Origin of the sequence: Kibdelosporangium banguiense (genome assembly GCF_017876405.1) — a bacterium.
Lineage (GTDB): Bacteria > Actinomycetota > Actinomycetes > Mycobacteriales > Pseudonocardiaceae > Kibdelosporangium > Kibdelosporangium banguiense.
This window is the reverse complement of record NZ_JAGINW010000001.1, coordinates 5,309,749-5,327,226: the sequence shown is the minus strand read 5'-3', so window position 1 is coordinate 5,327,226 and position 17,478 is coordinate 5,309,749. Positions and strand designations below refer to the sequence as shown.

The window sequence follows — 17,478 nt, the reverse complement described above, 5'->3', positions numbered from 1 at the left end:
TGGTGTCGTGGGTGTGCTGGCGGGGTGACCTCAACGGACCCGTGTTGCGCAGGGGATTCTCTGTTCTTGCAGGTCACGGTCCTTTGTGGACCTGTCTGGGGGTCAAGGGGTCGCGGGTTCACATCCTGTCGTCCCGACGGTCGAGGAGGGCCCTCTGACTGAGGCGAAATGCCTGGTCAGAGGGCCTTTTCGCGCCTCCCGGTTTGATCATGCTCGGATCTTGCCGGGGACCATTTGGGGACCTGAGTGACTGACTGAGTGACTACGGTTCTAGCTGGCCAGCGGGAAGATGCCGTCCATCACCGTCGCCGTCTCCTGCATCACGGGGCAGGATCTCGTGTCGGTAGACCCGTCTCGGTGACCCTCGTGCTTGCTGTGGCCGACATCGGCCGTTCGGTGCTCTACGGCCATCTCAGGCGCGGAAAACGCCTCGGCGCTGTGACAGCAGGCGGTAGAGCGTCTGCTGGATGGTGTCGCGGACCTGGTCGGTCAGGTTGCGGACCACCGCGGGGTCGTCCGCGTCGGCCGAATCGTGTTTGTCGGTTCGGATCGGCTTGCCGAACTCGATGTACCACTTCGACGGCAGTGGGATCGCGCCGAGCGGGCCCAGCAACGGAAATGTTGGCGTCACGGGGAAGTACGGCAGTCCGAACAGCCGGGCCAACGGCTTGAGGTCGCCGATCTTCGGGTAGATCTCCTCTGCGCCGACCACCGAGACCGGGATGATCGGCACGCCGGTGCGGAGCGCGGTCGACACGAAACCGCCGCGGCCGAAGCGTTGTAGCTTGTAGCGGTCCTTGAACGGCTTGCCGATGCCCTTGAAGCCCTCCGGCCAGACGCCGACGATCTCGCCCGAGCTCAGCAGCCGCTGGGCGTCCGCGGGGCGGGCCAGGGTCTGGCCGGTCTTGCGCGCCAGCGCGCCGAGCAGCGGGGTCTGGAACACCAGGTCCGCGCAGAGCATCCGCAGGTGCCGGTTCTCGGGAGTGTTGTCGTGCACCGCGATCGCGGTCATCACCGCGTCCCACGGCAATGTCCCCGAGTGGTTCGGCACCACCAGGGCTCCGCCGTCGACCGGCAGGTTCTCGGTGCCGCGGGCCTCCACGCGGAACCACTTCTCGTAGACCACGCGCAGCGGCGGCATCAGCAGACTGTCTGTCAGCTGCTTGTCGAACCCGAACCCGTCGATCGTGTGGTCGCCGGTCAGGCGCTTGCGGACGAATCCGAGCGCGCTGGCCAGGCCTTGTCTCAGGTTGGTCGGTTCGGGCTGGGGGCGCAGCGGGGTCGGTTCGACTGGGGGGCGCGAGTCTGTGGCCGGCCGCGCGACCGTGCGACCGTTCGCCATCCGGCGTCTTTGTTCGGGGCGGTGCAGGGGAATCACTTGTGTTTTCTGCATTTGCCGTTCACCCATCAGTTCGGCGGGTCCTGTTCTCCAGGTAGGTCAGGCGTGCCGGGTCGATCACCGGTCGCAGCCCGTGGGCGTGCACGTGGTGGTCGTCGAATGCCCGGCGGGCGCTTTACCTCGGGACGAGGCCGAAGTCCCCGCTTCAGCGGGTTGGTGCCCACGACCCGGCCGTAGTTCAAGAACTGGATCTGAGAACGGAAGTTCGCAGGTAAGGGGCATAACTCCTCCTCGCTGTGGCGTTTGTGACGTGCAGAGGAATGCCACGGTGGTCCAGGCCTACAACATCGAGCCGAGGCGCATACCGGCCAGATGCGGATAATGGCCAATGGGCTGTCACGCGACACATACGCTATCTACAGTGGATCGAACGTGAGGCGGGCGGTCGGGATGTCACCTAGACTCAACTGTCACGTCCCCCTGCGTGTCCACTTTGGACGCGGTGAGCGCGCCGATCTCAACCTCGGGGTGGCCGAGGAGCAGGCGGAGCAACTCCCCGCCCGCGTACCCGCTCGCCCCGGCTACCACCGCTGTGATGGTCGCAGTGGATGCTTATGTACGTGACTGCAAGGTCACTCAAGCCGCATCCCGGGTGAACCTTTGCAACCAGGTGCAAGGGCATGGCTGGCACGCACCTGCCGTCGAAATGCTTCCCTCGCTCAAAACACGAGCGAACGAGGGAGGGAGACAGCGTTATGCGGATCACGAGGTTGGCGGTCGGCTTGCTCGCGATGCTGGCCGCGTTTGTCATGGTGACGGGAAGTGCGCACGCGGCCATGCCCAAGCCCGTGGAGTTCGTCCCGGCCGACGTCTCGACGATGGCATGGGAATGTGCGTCCGGAAACTTCTGTGCCTGGACGGGCCTGGACGGCAAGGGTTCCAGGTGCTCATGGTCGGACGCCGATCCGGACTGGCTTTCCGGCACGGTCCGGTGCTCGTGGGCCGGCTCGCAAAAAGTCCAGTCGTACCTGAACAACGGCACCAGTTCTCGGTTCACCGGGGTCGAGATCTACCTCAACCCGAACTACGTGACCAAGTTCCACTGTGTCCTGCAGGGCGGGCAAGGATGGAACGTGACCGAAGGCGGGGTCTTCCTCAGGTCCCACCGGTGGATCTCAGCGCCCTGCTTCTGAGGCTGGAGTGACGGGGGTGGGATCACCACCCCCGTTCAGCAGCGCCATCCCAAGGGGCGTCAGGGAATGCGACACCGAGGCACCAGAGCGGATGGTCATCACGAGTCCGGCCGCGCGCAAAACTGCCGCATGCCGGCTCGCCGAGGCGAGCGAGGTGTTCGCCCGTCGCGCGAGGGTGGTCGTCGTGCAGCCGTCGGCCACGGCTCGCAGCACGTTCGCTCTGGTGTCGCCGAGCAGCTGGGCCAGCGCGGCGCTTCCGACCGGACCGAGACCAGCCAGCCCGGGTAGGTGTGCGACCGGATACACCACCACCTGCGGCAGCTCAGCGTCGAAGATCGTCACCGGGTTCAGCCGCGCGAAATAGGACGGCACCAGCCGCAGTCCACGCCCGTTCAGCCGGATCTCGCGCTCGGAGGGGTGCCTCGCGAATTCCAGCACGGGATTTCGCCAGCGCATGATCGGCCGGAAGCTGTCCAGCAGCCGTTCGACGCCGCCGTCCCGGAGCAGCTGGCGGCGCATGGCGAGGTCGCGATGGACCCCGGCGCGTAACCGCGCCCAGTACGGGACGATCGCGCGCCGGTGATAGGCGCGGAGTAGGTCGCCGAGTTCGGTCATCGCGCCGGTGCGACCCACACGGAGGTCATCGAGCCAGGCACCCGCTCCCGGTGCGGCTTCCAGCCGGCCGAACTCAGCGGCCAGCCGCCGCCTGGGGGTGTGCAGAATCGTGTCGATCCCTTCAGCCAGCCCGAGTGTGCCCTCGGCGGGAGTGAGCAGGTCGGGAAAGTACGAAGCGTGCGGCGCGACCGGGAACAGCCGATAGCGAACCAGCGCCCCGAGGTTGGCTTCGCGGAGGTCGGCGGCGGCCTGCCGGCGCCACCGCCCGAGGGTGACCGGGTCATACCCGCTCTGCAGTGCCTGCAGGCTGTTGACCAGTTCCCACAGCGGGTCCGGGTCATCGGCGAGGTGCGTCCGTGCCAGGTCCAAGGTGGTGAACTGAATTCGCACCACGCCTCCTCCAGCTGGCGAAACCGACCGGTATATCGGGAACTCCGGCACCGCCATGAAGGGCTAAGCGTCAGAAGCATGCAAATGCCCAGTTCAGCCCGGCTAGTCGGCTGACGACCGTTCAACGCCAGATTCGGACAGATGGGTGCATCAGCGGACCTAACTCGTGACCGTCGCGACGCACGCGGCGAAGTTCTGGTTGCAGCGCCGGAAGGCGCGGTTCGTGCGCGGTGCGTCGTTGGCGGAGCTGGTTCAGGCGGAGCTGAAGGGGCCGTTGCAGCAGCGCAAGCTGGAGAACCTCGCCGGCCGTATCGGGCAGCAGGTGGCTGAGCAGTTAGCGCCCGTGCTGGAGCAGCGCGCTTTCGCGATCTGCCGGACAACAAGGCCGAGGCCGCGGTCCTCGCGGTGGTTGACGTGCTGGAGGATGTGGACCTCTCGGACAAGGCCTTGCTGTTCGTTACACCGGCCGCCTAGGACAAGAAGCCGCGGAGCAGCGACGCTGTGCCGTCCAGGTGTTCGGCCATGGCGTCGCGGGCGCCGGCTGAGTCGCCGGCGAGGATTTTCTCCACGATCGCCGCGTGCTGGTCGTTGGAGTGGTCGATGTTCGTGTCCAGCAACGGGATCGCGTCCAGCAGCTCGTTGAGCCGGACCCGGACGTCGGCCACCGCCGAGGTCAGCGTCGGGGACGCGGCCACTTCGGCGATCGCCAGGTGTAGCCGGGAGTCCTTGCGGCGGTATTCCGAAAGGTCACCGGTTCTGGCGTCGGTGAGCTGATCCCGCAGGTAGGCGCGGTCGGCTGGGGTCAGTGTGCGGGCTGCGGCCGACTCCGCCGCGCCGACCTCGAGCACGCGCCGCATGGTCAGGACGTCGTCGAGCTCACCGGCCTTCACCTGTGCGGCCGGTTTGCCTTCCGGGATTGTCGCGTTGACGAACGTGCCGCCGTACCGGCCACGCCTGGATTCGACGTAGCCAGCCTCCTGCAGTGCGCGGATGGCCTCGCGCAGCGTGACCCGGCTGATGTTCAGCTTGGTCGCCAGCTCCCGCTCGGCCGGCAGCCGCTCCCCTGGCCCGGCCACGCCCAGCTTGATGGCCTGGAGCAGGCGTTCGACTGTTTCCTCGAAGGCGTTGCCGGTCCGGACAGGGCGGAACAGCGCCTCGTCCGCGCTGGCCAGGGTCGAAACGTCCGGTCCGGTCACAGACCCGATTGTATGCAGCTCAGCATTCGATCACGTTCAGTGCCAGGCCCCCGCGGGCCGTCTCCTTGTATTTGGTACTCATGTCGGCGCCGGTCTCGCGCATGGTCTTGATCGCCTTGTCGAGCGGCACGATGTGGGAGCCGTCGCCACGCAGAGCGATCCTGGCGGCGTGCACGGCCTTCGTCGAGCCGACCGCGTTACGCTCGATGCACGGGATCTGCACCAGGCCACCGACCGGGTCGCACGTCAGCCCGAGGTGGTGTTCCAGGCCGATCTCGGCGGCGTTCTCCACCTGCTGCGGATTGCCGCCGAGCACCTCGGCGAGCGCCGCCGCGGCCATCGCGCACGCCGAGCCGACCTCGCCCTGGCACCCGACCTCGGCACCGGAGATCGACCCGGTCTCCTTGAGGATCACGCCGATCGCACCCGCTGTCAGCAGGAATCGCACGACGCCGTCCTCGTCGGCGCTGGACACGAACCGCGTGTAGTAGTGGAGAACCGCGGGGATGATCCCGGCCGCGCCGTTGGTCGGCGCGGTGACGACCCGGCCGCCCGAAGCGTTCTCCTCGTTGACCGCGAGTGCGTACAAACTGATCCAGTCCATGGCGTGCAACGGATCCTCGGCACCGTCTTCGTGGATCAGCTTGTCGTGCAACGCTTTCGCACGTCTTGGGACCTTCAGCCCGCCAGGCAGGGCGCCTTCCTGCGTGCAGCCTTTGCGCACGCATTCCTGCATGACGTTCCAGATGTTCAGCAGGCCTGCGCGGATTTCCGGTTCGGTACGCCAGGCGAGCTCGTTGGCCAGCATCACCTGACTGATCGGCAGACCCGCAGTTGCGCAGTGTTCCAGCAGTTCAGCGCCGGTCCGGAATGGGTAACGCACCGGCGTGGTGTCCGGCACGATCTTCAGCTCGCCTGTGGTCTCCGCGTCGACCACGAAGCCACCGCCCACCGAGTAGTACGTATGGGCGGCGATCTCGGCACCGGATTCGTCCAACGCGGCGAACTTCATCCCATTGGGGTGTGCGGGCAGTGTCTTTCGCCTGTACATCACCAGATCGGTGTCCTCGACGAAGACCATCTCCCGCTCCCCCAGCAGTTTCAGCCGCTGCCGGTCGCGGATGACGGCCACCCGGTCGTCGATCGTGTCGGTGTCGACGTCCTCCGGGCGTTCCCCCTCCAGGCCGAGCATGACGGCCTTGGGGCTGCCGTGGCCGTGCCCGGTCGCCCCGAGCGAGCCGTAGAGCTCGGCTTTCACTGTCGCGGTCCGGTCCAGCAGGCCGTGCTCCGCCAGTCCCGCGACGAACGTGCGCGCCGCACGCATCGGGCCGACGGTGTGTGAGCTGGAGGGTCCGATCCCGATGCTGAACAGGTCGAAAACGCTGATGGTCATGACAGGCCCGGGTAAAGCGGGTGCTTGCCGGCCAGCGCCTCGACACGGGAGCGTGCCGTGGCGAGGTCGGCTCCTGGCTGGAGAACGTCGGCTATCACGTCCGAGACCTCTTTGAACTCCGCGGCGCCGAAGCCCCGGGTGGCCAGGGCCGCCGTGCCGATCCGCAGGCCCGAGGTGACCATCGGCGGCCGCGGGTCGAACGGGATGGCGTTGCGGTTGACAGTGATTCCCACACTGTGCAAGAGGTCCTCGGCCTGTTGTCCATCCAGTGTGGACTCCCTGAGATCGACGAGGACGAGGTGCACGTCGGTGCCGCCGGTGAGCACGTTCAGCCCGGCCCGCACGAGCCGGTCGGCCAGGATGCGGGCGCCTTCCAGCGTCCGGCGCTGGCGTTCGGCGAACTCCTCGCTCGCGGCGATCTTGAACGCGACCGCCTTGGCGGCGATCACATGCTCCAGCGGTCCACCCTGCTGACCTGGGAAGACCGCCGAGTTGACCTTCTTGGCCAGCTCCTGGCCGGTAAGGATCACGCCGCCACGCGGACCGCCGAGGGTCTTGTGCGTGGTCGTGGTGACGATGTGGGCGTGTGGCACCGGGTTCGGGTGCAGACCGGCCGCGACCAGGCCCGCGAAGTGCGCCATGTCGACCATCAGCTTGGCGTCCACGCTGTCGGCGATCCGGCGGAACTCGGCGAAGTCGAGCTGCCGCGGGTAGGCCGACCAGCCCGCGACGATCAGCTTGGGCCGGTGCTCCTGCGCCAGCCGCTGCACCTCGACCATGTCGACCAGGCCAGTCTCGGCGTGCACGTGGTAGGCCACGACGTTGTACAGCTTGCCGGAGAAGTTGATCCGCATGCCGTGCGTGAGGTGCCCGCCGTGCGCCAGGTCCAGGCCGAGAATCGTGTCACCCGGTTCGAGCAGGGCGACCATCGCGGCGGCGTTGGCCTGCGCGCCCGAATGCGGCTGGACGTTCGCGTGCTCGGCGCCGAACAGGGCTTTCACCCGGTCGATCGCAAGCTGCTCGATCACGTCCACGTGCTCGCAGCCGCCGTAGTAGCGGCGCCCCGGATAACCCTCGGCGTACTTGTTGGTCAGCACCGAGCCCTGCGCCTGCAGCACGGCCGCGGGCGCGAAGTTCTCCGAGGCGATCATCTCGAGCGTGCCGCGCTGGCGGCCCAGCTCGGCGGCCAGCGCACCGGCGACCTCGGGGTCTATTGTGGACAGTTCGGCGTCGAACATCCGGGAGCTCCTCCTTGAAGTAGCGGAACTCCCCCTCTGTCCTGGGTACCTGAGAGCTTCGCCGCGCACGCGGCTTGCACCGTTGGTGAGGCCTCTGCGGCCTTCTTTCCAGAGTGTCCTGGCCGAGGCGGTAGCTGTACCTGAGAGATTGCGGGGAGTCTTGCTCCTTCGGTGCCTCGCTCGCGCGAAGACTCTCCCGCCACGGCTCATGACGGACCATATTCAGTTGCGGTCAACCTACGCTCAGACCCTGGTACGAGTCCACCTCCAGAATGACGGACCACGGTCGGACGCGCACACTGACCAGCTTCGATAGCGTGGTCGACGTGTCAGAACACCGCCCTCTCCTCGCCCGCCGGCTAAGGCTCTGGCACCTGGTCGCCTTCGACGCCCTGGTGGCGGCCGGGGCAGCCGCCGCGCATGTCTCGTTCCTCTATGTCACCGACAGCGAGCCGTCCTACTCAGGGCCGATGTGGTTCGGCTGGCTGATCGCGTTGCTGTCCACCGTCCCGCTGGCGGTCCGGCGGCTGTGGCCGATGCCGGTTCTGGTCGTCCTGCTGGTGGGATCCGCGGTGTCGACCGCGCTCAACGCGACTCGCGAACCATGGATCCCCGTCGCGTGCGCGCTCTACATCGTGGCCCTCGCCGGCCAGAGGCCCGTGGCACCGCTCGTGGCCACGCTGGGCACGCTCGCGGTGACTATCGGCCTCAACGTGGTCCTGACCCCGCAGGAGTCGTTCTGGGACATGCCGATCTCCATGCTGGTGTTCGTCGCGGTGGTGATGATCGCGACGTGGACCAGCGGCCGTGCCGTCGAGGCGCGTCGTAGCTATGCCACCCGATCAGCACAGCAGCTCGCGCACAGCGCGGTGAACGACGAACGCCTACGGATCGCCCGTGAACTGCACGACATCGTCGCGCACAGTATGAGCCTGATCGCGGTGAAAGCCGGGATCGCCAACCACATCGCCGACCAACGCCCCGAGGAGGCCCGAGACGCCCTGCGTGTCATCGAATCCACCAGCCGCAGCACCCTGAACGAGATGCGCCAGATACTGGGTGTGCTGCGGTCCGAAACCAGCGACCTGGCGCCCGCCCCGGGCTTATCCGGCCTGCCCGAGCTGGCCGAACGCGCCCGCCACGCCGGAGTCTCGGTCACCATGACCGCTCCTGCCGAACCATTACCCTCCGGCTTGGAGCTGTCGGTCTACCGAATCGTCCAGGAGGCTCTTACCAACGTGGTCAAGCACGCGGGTCCGGTCTCGTGCACGGTCGACGTAACTGCTTCCGGGCAGGAGGTGCGCATCTCCGTCGTGGACTCCGGTCCCGGCGGCACACCCGGCAGCGGCCACGGCCTGATCGGCATGCGCGAGCGCGTCATGATGTACGGCGGCACCTTTTCCGCAGGCCCCGCGCCTGCGGGCGGTTTCGCTGTGTCCGCGAGCCTTCCGTACTCCGCATGACTCCCACGCTTGTCGTCGTCAGTGGTCCGCCTGGGTCGGGCAAGACGACGCTTGCGCACTCCGTGGCGCGGGCGGTGGGATGCCCGGCGATTTGCCGGGACGAGATCAAGGAAGGCATGGCGCATGCCACGCCGGGATTCGTCGCGGAACCTCGCGACGAGCTGACCGCACGGACGTTTCCAGTGTTCTTCGAGGTCTTGGAACTGCTTCTGTGGGCCGGGGTGACGACGGTGGCCGAGGCTGCGTTCCAGGACCGGCTGTGGCGGCCGGAGCTGACGCGACTCAGCGACCTGGCGGAGATCCGGATCGTGCACTGCGTGGTCCCCGCAGAGGTCGCACAGACCCGGGTAGCCACGCGTGGGGCTCGCCCGGCGCATCGGGGCGTTCCGGTCATTGCAGGGTTCGACCGGGTGTCAGTGGACGCTCCATGGATAGAGGTCGACACCACGGACGGGTACGTCCCCGCCCTTGGTGAGATCGTGGCGTTCGTCAATGGGGGTGTTGGATGACCCGGGTTGTAGTCGCTGACGATCAGGCCCTGCTGCGGGGCAGTTTCCGGATGCTGGTGGACACCGCGGACGGGCTGGAGACAGTCGGCGAGGCCGGCAACGGGCTCGAGGCGATCGCACTCGTGCGGGAGCTCAAGCCTGATGTCGTGCTGATGGATGTCCGGATGCCGGAGATGGACGGCATCGAGGCCACCCGTCAGATCTGTGCGTCCTCAGACACGCGGGTCTTGATGCTGACCACGTTCGACCTGGATTCGTACGTCTATTCGGCATTGCGCGCCGGAGCAAGCGGCTTCCTGCTCAAGGACACGCCCCCGGCCGACCTGCTCAACGCGATCCGGACCGTGGCGGCAGGCGACAGCCTGCTGGCGCCCAGCGTGACCAGGCGGCTGATCGCGGAATTCACCAGCCGGCCCGAGCCCGCACAGACACTGGCCCGCGAACTGTCGGGCGTCACCGACCGGGAACGCGAAGTCCTCGCCCTCATCGCCCGCGGCCTGTCCAACACCGAGATCTCCGCGCACCTGCACGTCGGCTTGGCCACAGTCAAAACTCACGTCAGCAGACTGCTCGCCAAGCTACAGGCCCGCGACCGCGCCCAACTCGTGATCGTCGCCTACGAGACCGGCCTCGTCGCCCGCGCTTCCTAGTTCCCGGAACTCGGCGCGCTCACCGCCGAGGCCGCCACCACGATCGCCACCACCGTCCTGGCATGAGCGGACGAAAGCAACGGCTCGTTGCCGGTTTCAGGCAGGCGTGAAAGGGCTGGATGATTGTCTGAACCAATTCTAAATTGAACGTGTTCGCATCCGTCGTCCCGCGGAGGAAGCCACTATGGACACTCGAAAGATCGTTTTCCTGGACGCGCTCGAGTCGGATCTTTCTGCATCGAAGACTTCTCACCAATCGAACATCGCAAGGCGAAAGAAGTTGACCAGAAAGGCCGGCGCCTTCGGCGCCGCGCTTTTCGCGAGTGTTTCTTTCCTCACCTTGTCCGCGAGCCCGGCCGGCGCCGCCGAAGCGGGCATCCTGGGCTGCATGGATCCTAACCCGGTTCCCGAGCACCACACGAAGTCCTGCGGCGGCTCCAATATCCAGCGGTTCGATTACACCGGCTACTACTACAACCCGGCCCCGCATATCGTCTGCTACCGCTTCGACCACTTCTCGTGGACCTGCAACCACTGGTACTACCTCGGCCAGAAGGACGCTTGCACGCATTGATGGGCACGGCATGGGTGCACACCGGACGGGATGCACCCATGCTCGCGAGCGAAGGGATCTCCGGTGCGGCACAAGGCGTCCGATGCCGGTTCCGATCGATGGATACGTCAGGTCTATTCATCGGGAACCGAGCTCAGTTTCAACGAGAACACAAGCCGGAGCCCGATCAGCATCGCCGTTCTCGCGAAGGACGAGGAACGGTGTATCGCCCGCTGTCTCGACAGCGTGGCGGACCGCGGTTTCGACGTCCTCGTGGTCGATACCGGCTCCGCTGACAAAACTCTGGACATCGTGGCCGAATACACCGATCGAGGGGTCCGGCTGCTCCACCATCCGTGGCCAGATTCCTTCGCCGAGGTCAGGAATTTCGCCATCGAGTCCGTCGCCTCCGGGTGGATCGTCTTCCTCGACGCCGACGAGTGGCTCACCGAACGCGCGGCCGACGAGCTTTCTGCCTGTCTGGAGTCTTTGTCCGAGCTCGCAGATCTGTCAAGCCTGGTGTTCGCGCCGAGGATCTTCGAAGTGGACAGCGGCGTCTTCGATGACAGCATCCCCCGGATCTTCCTGGCAGACGGGCCGATCCGTTTCTGCGGCGCGGTCCACGAATACCCAGCGGTCGCCGGGATTCCCGGTGCCTCGGTCGGTCTCGTCGGGCTCGACCTCGAGTTCCGGCACGACGGCTACGAACGCACTGTCGTGCAAGCCAAGGGAAAACTCGAGCGGAACCTCGCTCTGCTCGACGCGGCCCGGATGGCTGATCCCGGCAACCCTCGGTGGTACTTCTACACCATCCGGGACGGACTCCCGGTCTTGGACCGAGATCAGCTCGTCTGTCTGGTCTCGGCGCTGGAGGAACTCCTCGATTCCGGTGTCGAGACCGGAGATCTGCTCGGACCACGCCACTACTACGGACTCGCGCTGAGTTTCGCCTGCCAGGGCCTGGTCGTGCACGGTGATTGGCCGACGGTGCACCGGTACTGCGATCGGCTCGACGCGCTCGGTGAGCGCGAGAACCCAGACGCCCACTACTTCCGTTCGATGTCGGAACTGCTGCACGGGGTGGTCACCGAAGACGATCTGCTCCGGACGGTGAGACTGCGCGGAGACGAGGAGCTCATTGCGACCGGAAGTGCCGTCGATCCGTCTGGCAGGCATCTCGACGCCGTGATCGCCACGCTGGTGGCGATCTTCCGCGGCGAAGCGGAGGCCGAGCGGTACCGCGAGCTCTGTGTGCCGTGGAACGACATGTTCTTCGAAGCTTCGAGGTTGCGCGCCGGGCTGCTGCGGGTGCCCGCCCCCGGCACCGCGGACACCGTCATCACTGCCGGATGACGCCGCACAGGCCTTAGTGCAGCACCGCGTTGATTCTTCGGGGGTCATGCGGCTTTGAGTGGGGTGCCGTCGTAGGTCCCAGTTCCCGGAAACGCTCTTTCCTGGCCGAGCCGCTGACGTGGAAGAAGTTGTCGTTCACCGGCGGCGAAGGCGATTGCGTAAGGCGGCCACTGACACCCGTGTCGTGTACGTCCGGGGACAGCAAGGCGCCCCGTGGCGGAACATTGGTGTTTCCGGACACGGCGTGGCACCGATTGCTTGCGTCAATGACCGAGTGAGAGCAGGCCCGGTTCGCCGGGCCTTTCGCATGTACGCCAACGTTCTCGCCGATGGCCGTTGGGATCTCGCTCACCATCTGGAACACGATCACGGCACCGTACGTTCCAGCGAGCAGGCCCACCAAAAGAGGAGATCACCATGAACCCCGCACCGGTCAGGATCCGCCGGTCCGCTCCGGCGAAGTTCATCGCGACCAACGGCCGCGGCGCCGAGATCACCATCGGGCGTTCCCAGGACGGGGCCGACTTCTCCCCGGTTGAACTGCTCATGGCGGCTCTGGGGGCCTGCGCGACCCTGTCGGCGGACCACGTGATCTCCCGGCGCCTCGGTGAGGACGCTCCCATCGACATGGAGGTCACTGCCGAGAAAGACATCGAAGCCGATCGTCTGACCAGCGTGAAGACCGCCTTCGACCTGGACCTGTCCTCCCTCAGCGCAGCCGACCAGGCAACGCTCGTCAAGCTGGTGACCCGCGCCGTCGAACGAACCTGCACCGTGAGCCACACAGTCGAGCCAGGCACCCCAGTAACCCTGACCGTCTAATCAGACAGCCGCCCCGCCACCCCCGTCGAGGTCGTGCCCGACCACAAAGCTGACGTCATCAGACACAAGCCACAGCCCAGTCGCCACGACCTCGACCAGACCGCTCCCCGCCCCACAGACACAGGTTCCTGAGCCGTCCACGGACACAAAACAAGCCGAAGCCGGGCGAAGCCCGCCTCGGGGGGCTTGGGGGTCGCCCCCCCCAAAAAAAATCACGGCGACCGACGAGGTCCGCGCTTTCCGCGGACATGGGTACCCCGAGGGAGCGCGGACCGGTGCTGGATTCGAACCAGCGTCCTCCCGATCTTTGGCCGGGTGCGACGACCTCTGCGCTACCCGGTCCGCGCGGTCAGCTTACAGCGGGGTGACGTACGCGCCGGAGATGCCGCCGTCGACCAGGAAGTTCGATGCTGTCATGAACGACGAGTCGTCGCTGGCGAGGAAAGCCACGGCCGCGGCGATCTCGTCCGGCTCGGCGAACCGGCCCATCGGCACATGCACCAGCCGACGCTGGGCCCGCTCGGGGTCCTTGGCGAACAACTCCTGCAGCAGCGGAGTGTTGACCGGTCCGGGGCTCAGCGCGTTGACCCGGATGCCCTGACGCGCGAACTGGACGCCGAGTTCGCGGCTCATCGCCAGCACGCCGCCTTTCGAGGCTGTGTAGGAGATCTGCGAGGTAGCGGCGCCCATTGTGGCCACAAAGGACGCTGTGTTGATGATCGAGCCGCGGCCGCCGCGCAGCATGTGCGGGATCGCCGCCTTGCAGCAGAGGTACACCGAGGTGAGGTTCACCGTCTGGACCTTCTGCCACGCCTCGATTCCGGTGTCCAGAATGGAGTCGTCGTCCGGCGGGGAGATACCGGCGTTGTTGAAGGCGATGTCCAACGAGCCGTATGTGTCCACAGCGGACTGGAAGAGCTCCGAAACCTGTGCGGCGTCCGTCACGTCGGTCCGCACGAACAGACCGTCGACGGAGTCGGCCGCGGTCTTGCCCGCGTCCGAATCGATGTCGGCGACGACGACCTTGGCGCCCTCGCCGGCCAGGCGGCGAACCGACGCCAGACCGATACCGCTGCCCCCACCCGTGACGACGGCGACCCGCCCCTGCAACCTCATGAACGACTCCTCAGTCGTTGGCGATGAACACGTTCTTGGTCTCGGTGAACGCCGCCACGGCGTCCGGCCCGAGCTCCCGGCCCAGACCGGACTGCTTGAACCCGCCGAAGGGCGTCCAGTACCGCACCGATGAGTGGGAGTTGACCGACAGGTTACCCGCTTCGACACCGCGGGACACGCGCAACGCGCGGCCGACGTCTCGTGTCCAGATCGAACCGGAAAGGCCGTACTCCGTGTCGTTGGCGATCCGTACCGCGTCGTCCTCGTCCTCGAACGGCAGCACAGCCACGACCGGCCCGAAGACCTCCTCGGTCACCGCCGGGTCCGAAGCGGACACTGGAGCCAGAACCGTTGGCGGGAACCAGAATCCAGGCCCATCAGGCGCGCTTCCCCGGAACGCGACGGGAGCGTCATCGGGAACGTAGGCAGCCACCGAGGCACGGTGCGCCGACGAGATCAGCGGCCCCATCTCGGTTGCCGCGAGCCCGGGATCGCCGACGACGACGCCCCGCACAGCCGGTTCCAGCAACTCCAAGAACCGGTCGTAAACGCTGCGCTGCACCAGAATGCGCGACCTGGCGCAGCAGTCCTGCCCAGCGTTGTCGAACACGCCATAGGGTGCGGTCGCAGCTGCCTTCTCCAGGTCGGCGTCAGCGAAGACGATGTTGGCGTTCTTACCGCCCAGCTCCAGGGTCACCCGCTTCACCTGGCGCGCGCATCCGGCCATGATCTGCTTGCCGACCTCGGTCGAACCGGTGAACACTATCTTGCGCACCGCCGGATGATCGACAAACCGTTGCCCGACAACAGATCCCTTGCCCGGCAGGACCTGGAACACATCCTCGGGAATCCCAGCCGCACGAGCCAGCTCGCCGATCCGGATGGCGGTCAACGGAGTCAGCTCGGCGGGCTTGAGAACCACTGTGTTGCCCGCGGCGAGCGCGGGCGCGAATCCCCAGCCCGCGATGGGCATCGGGAAGTTCCACGGCACGATCACACCGACCACGCCGAGCGGTTCGGCGAACGTCATGTTCACGCCGCCCGGCACCGGAATCTGCCTGCCGAACAACCGTTCCGGCGCCGCGGAGTAGTAGTCGAGCACGTCGCGGACGTTGCCTGCCTCCCAGCGGGCGTTGCCGATCGTGTGCCCGGCGTTGGCGACCTCCAGCAACGCCAGGTTCTCCACCTCAGCGTCCACCGCGGCCGCGAACCGGCGCAGCAGCCGGGCCCGGTCAGCGGGCACGACCGCGCGCCACGCCGGCCAAGCGGCGTGGGCGCGTTCGATCGCCGCGTCGGTGTCCTGCGCCGAGGTCAGCGGGACGGTCCGAACGACTTCCTCAGTGGCCGGGTTGATGACGTCAAACCCTGTGGTCACGGCAGTTTCCTTCGAACGGCGGCCTGCACGAGGCCTTCGAACAGGCGGACATCGGTCGAATCCTCCTCGGGATGCCACTGCACCCCCAGGACAAAGCTCGCCTCGGACAGCTCGACCGCCTCGGTGATCCCATCGCAAGACCAGCCGACCGCGGTCAGGCCCGAGCCCAGCTGGTCGATCGCCTGGTGGTGGTGACAGTGGACAGTCACCTGGTCACCGATCAGGCCGGCGACCACACTGCCCGGCGCGAGCTTGATCTCGTTGCTGCCGAACACCCCTGGGCGCGGGTTGTGCGACTGCGATCCGCACACGTCCGGAACGTGCTGGTGCAGCGTTCCGCCCAGCGCGATGTTGATCAGCTGCATTCCCCGGCACACGCCGAGCACCGGCAGGTCCGCCTCCAGCGCGAGGTGGAACAGGCCGAACTCGGCGGCGTCCCGGTCCAGGCGAAGCGTTCCGGTCTCCTGGTGCGGCGCCTGGCCGTAGCGGCTCGGGTCGATGTCCGCGCCGCCCGCGATCACCAGACCGTCCAAACGAGACACATGCTCGGGCAGCCAGCGGCCGACCGGCGGCAGCATGACCGGCATACCGCCCGCGGCCACGATGGAGTCCAGATACGACCGCATCAGCACCGCGGACGGCAGTTCCCACAGCCCGAACCTGGCCTGCTCCAGGTACGTCGAGACACCGATCAGCGGTGTCTCACAACCGTTCGAAGCCACGAACCTTCTCCCAGTCGGTCACCGCCGCGTCGTAGGCGGCAAGTTCGACGCGCGCCGCGTTCAGGTAGTGCTCGATCACCTCGTCGCCGAACGCTGCCCTGGCCAGTTCGCTCTTGCCGAGCAACTCCGCCGCGTCACGCAGCGTCGAGGGAACGTGGGGTTTGTCGGAGTCGTAGGCGTTTCCGGTGAACACCTGCTCCAGCGGCAGTTCGTTCTCGATGCCGTGCAGACCGGCCGCGACCAGGGCCGCCACCGCGAGATACGGGTTGACGTCGCCGCCCGGGACCCGGTTCTCCACCCGCAGTGACTCGCCGTGACCGACCACGCGCAGTGCACACGTCCGGTTGTCCTCACCCCACGCGACCGCCGTCGGCGCGAAGCTACCGGGCACGAAACGCTTGTAGGAATTGATGTTCGGCGCGAAGAAGTAGGTGAACTCCCGCAGGCATGCCAGCTGCCCGGCCAGGAAATGCTCCATCAGCGGCGAGAATCCATGCTCGTTGTCACCGGCCATCACGGCCTTGCCGTCGGTGTCCCGCACGCTGATGTGGATGTGGCAGGAGTTGCCCTCCCGCTCGTTGTACTTGGCCATGAACGTCAGGCTCTTGCCGTGCCTGGCCGCGATCTCCTTGGCACCGGTCTTGTAGATGCTGTGGTTGTCGCATGTGGCGAGGGCATCGGTGTACCGGAAGGCGATCTCATGCTGGCCCGGGTTGCACTCCCCCTTGGCCGACTCGACGTACAGCCCGGCGCCGGTCATGTTGTTGCGGATGTCGCGCAGCAGTGGCTCGAGCCGGCCGGTGCCGAGCATCGAGTAGTCCACGTTGTACAGATTGGACGGTGTGAGGTCGCGATACCCGTTGTGCCAGGCCTGTTCGTAGGTGTCGTCGAAGACGATGAACTCCAGCTCGGTACCGACGTACGCACCCAGCCCGTGTTCGGCCAGCCGGTCGAGCTGCTTGCGCAGGACCTGGCGCGGCGAGGGCCCGACCGGGCCGCCCTGCACCCATTCGAGGTCGGCCAGGACCATGGCCGTGCCGTCGTACCACGGGATGCGCCGCAGGGTGCTGAAGTCCGGACGGAGCACGAAGTCTCCATAGCCGCGGTCCCAGGAGGAGATCGCGTATCCGCCAACAGTGTTCATTTCGACATCGACTGCGAGCAGATAGTTGCAAGCCTCGGTGGCGTGTGAGACGACTTCCTGCATGAAGTACTCGGCTGAGCAGCGTTTGCCCTGCAGCCGGCCCTGCATGTCGGTCATGGCCACCAGAACTGTGTCGATCTCACCGGAGTCCACGAGCTGCCGCAGCTGCTCGACGGTCAGCATGCCCTCGGTGTGTCGCATCGGCGCCTCATTCCAAAGGATCGATCCCGATCCATTGATGGTCATTGCTACCCGAGTGACAAGGTGCCTGTCAACGACGCCGAGTGCACTCTTGACACGAAGATGTAACCCGTATCACTCTCCTGGGCAACTAAAAGGACTGAAGCTAACCCATTGATCCACGTGCGAGGGGAGTGCCGGTGTCCAAGCAGTACGAGACGGTCGAC

17 protein-coding genes, 1 tRNA gene, 2 pseudogenes and 2 riboswitches are annotated in these 17,478 nt (G+C 66.5%); of the genes and pseudogenes, 9 read left to right on the top strand and 11 right to left on the bottom strand.

The genetic code is table 11. The features are described 5' to 3' along the window. Positions 1-412: 412 nt before the first annotated feature. Positions 413-1,393: a lysophospholipid acyltransferase family protein gene (locus tag JOF56_RS25285; RefSeq protein WP_245378392.1), complete on the bottom strand. Its 981-nt coding sequence runs from the start codon at positions 1,391-1,393 to the stop codon at positions 413-415. Positions 1,394-1,837: 444 nt separating this feature from the next. Next, a pseudogene (locus JOF56_RS25280) lies at positions 1,838-1,936 on the bottom strand (hypothetical protein); the annotation flags it as partial. Positions 1,937-2,094: 158 nt separating this feature from the next. On the opposite strand from JOF56_RS25280, the gene JOF56_RS25275 reads away from it, so the two are divergent. After that, a complete protein-coding gene (locus JOF56_RS25275) occupies positions 2,095-2,532 on the top strand; it encodes a peptidase inhibitor family I36 protein (RefSeq protein WP_209641994.1) in 438 nt (145 codons plus the stop codon). On the opposite strand, the gene JOF56_RS60200 is transcribed toward JOF56_RS25275, so the two are convergent. Continuing rightward, on the bottom strand, positions 2,515-3,537 hold the full coding sequence (locus JOF56_RS60200; protein ID WP_209641993.1) for an ArsR/SmtB family transcription factor: 1,023 nt from the start codon (positions 3,535-3,537) through the stop codon (positions 2,515-2,517). The two genes, JOF56_RS25275 and JOF56_RS60200, sit on opposite strands and share 18 nt — an antisense overlap. A 166-nt stretch (positions 3,538-3,703) precedes the next feature. Between JOF56_RS60200 and JOF56_RS60765 the strand changes: the two are divergent. Beyond that, positions 3,704-3,883 (top strand): annotated as a pseudogene (locus tag JOF56_RS60765) (NACHT N-terminal Helical domain 1-containing protein); the annotation flags it as partial. A gap of 124 nt (positions 3,884-4,007) precedes the next feature. On the opposite strand, the gene JOF56_RS25265 reads toward JOF56_RS60765, so the two are convergent. From JOF56_RS25265 to glyA, 3 genes are read right to left on the bottom strand one after another with little or no spacing between them, the layout of a single operon-like run. Further along, positions 4,008-4,733, bottom strand: coding sequence for a FadR/GntR family transcriptional regulator (locus JOF56_RS25265; protein ID WP_307855250.1), 726 nt, complete (start codon positions 4,731-4,733; stop codon positions 4,008-4,010). A 19-nt stretch (positions 4,734-4,752) separates the two neighbouring features. Next, entirely contained in the window at positions 4,753-6,126 is a 1,374-nt protein-coding gene (locus JOF56_RS25260; RefSeq protein WP_209641992.1) for an L-serine ammonia-lyase, read from the bottom strand. Next, positions 6,123-7,364 (bottom strand): serine hydroxymethyltransferase, encoded by a 1,242-nt coding sequence (gene glyA, locus JOF56_RS25255; protein ID WP_209641991.1) that lies wholly within the window; start codon positions 7,362-7,364, stop codon positions 6,123-6,125. The genes JOF56_RS25260 and glyA overlap by 4 nt, the downstream gene beginning before the upstream one ends. Positions 7,365-7,390: 26 nt before the next feature. Continuing rightward, positions 7,391-7,482: riboswitch (glycine riboswitch) on the bottom strand. Next, a riboswitch (glycine riboswitch) is annotated at positions 7,483-7,573 on the bottom strand. Between the two features lie 117 nt (positions 7,574-7,690). On the opposite strand from glyA, the gene JOF56_RS25250 reads away from it, so the two are divergent. From JOF56_RS25250 to JOF56_RS25220, 7 genes are all read left to right on the top strand, one after another. Continuing rightward, complete coding sequence (locus JOF56_RS25250) at positions 7,691-8,827, top strand: histidine kinase (RefSeq protein ID WP_307855249.1); 1,137 nt, start codon at positions 7,691-7,693, stop codon at positions 8,825-8,827. Further along, the gene (locus JOF56_RS25245) at positions 8,824-9,336 is read left to right on the top strand and encodes a P-loop nucleotide/nucleoside kinase family protein (RefSeq protein ID WP_209641990.1); all 513 of its coding nucleotides are present in this window, start codon (positions 8,824-8,826) and stop codon (positions 9,334-9,336) included. The genes JOF56_RS25250 and JOF56_RS25245 overlap by 4 nt, the downstream gene beginning before the upstream one ends. Further along, a complete protein-coding gene (locus JOF56_RS25240) occupies positions 9,333-9,986 on the top strand; it encodes a response regulator (RefSeq protein ID WP_209641989.1) in 654 nt (217 codons plus the stop codon). Before JOF56_RS25245 ends, JOF56_RS25240 begins: the two co-directional genes overlap by 4 nt. A 184-nt stretch (positions 9,987-10,170) precedes the next feature. Beyond that, the gene (locus JOF56_RS25235) at positions 10,171-10,560 is read left to right on the top strand and encodes a hypothetical protein (RefSeq protein WP_209641988.1); all 390 of its coding nucleotides are present in this window, start codon (positions 10,171-10,173) and stop codon (positions 10,558-10,560) included. 63 nt (positions 10,561-10,623) lie between these two features. Beyond that, positions 10,624-11,892 carry a glycosyltransferase family 2 protein gene (locus tag JOF56_RS25230; RefSeq protein WP_209641987.1) on the top strand — a complete coding sequence of 423 codons (1,269 nt, stop codon included), beginning with the start codon at positions 10,624-10,626 and terminating at the stop codon, positions 11,890-11,892. A 29-nt stretch (positions 11,893-11,921) separates the two neighbouring features. After that, positions 11,922-12,170, top strand: coding sequence for a DUF397 domain-containing protein (locus tag JOF56_RS60760; RefSeq protein WP_372448142.1), 249 nt, complete (start codon positions 11,922-11,924; stop codon positions 12,168-12,170). 139 nt (positions 12,171-12,309) lie between these two features. Next, entirely contained in the window at positions 12,310-12,714 is a 405-nt protein-coding gene (locus JOF56_RS25220; protein ID WP_209641985.1) for an OsmC family protein, read from the top strand. A gap of 268 nt (positions 12,715-12,982) precedes the next feature. On the opposite strand, the gene JOF56_RS25215 is transcribed toward JOF56_RS25220, so the two are convergent. The 5 genes from JOF56_RS25215 to JOF56_RS25195 all read right to left on the bottom strand — a co-directional run bounded on the left by JOF56_RS25215 (position 12,983) and on the right by JOF56_RS25195 (position 17,272). After that, positions 12,983-13,057: transfer RNA gene (locus JOF56_RS25215), tRNA-Phe, on the bottom strand. Between the two features lie 11 nt (positions 13,058-13,068). Beyond that, a complete protein-coding gene (locus JOF56_RS25210) occupies positions 13,069-13,830 on the bottom strand; it encodes a 3-oxoacyl-ACP reductase (protein WP_209641984.1) in 762 nt (253 codons plus the stop codon). 10 nt (positions 13,831-13,840) lie between these two features. Next, positions 13,841-15,205: an aldehyde dehydrogenase family protein gene (locus JOF56_RS25205; protein WP_209641983.1), complete on the bottom strand. Its 1,365-nt coding sequence runs from the start codon at positions 15,203-15,205 to the stop codon at positions 13,841-13,843. After that, a complete protein-coding gene (locus tag JOF56_RS25200) occupies positions 15,202-15,927 on the bottom strand; it encodes a gamma-glutamyl-gamma-aminobutyrate hydrolase family protein (protein WP_209641982.1) in 726 nt (241 codons plus the stop codon). Before JOF56_RS25200 ends, JOF56_RS25205 begins: the two co-directional genes overlap by 4 nt. Next, on the bottom strand, positions 15,908-17,272 hold the full coding sequence (locus JOF56_RS25195) for a glutamine synthetase family protein (RefSeq protein WP_245378390.1): 1,365 nt from the start codon (positions 17,270-17,272) through the stop codon (positions 15,908-15,910). The genes JOF56_RS25200 and JOF56_RS25195 overlap by 20 nt, the downstream gene beginning before the upstream one ends. Positions 17,273-17,478: the final 206 nt, after the last annotated feature.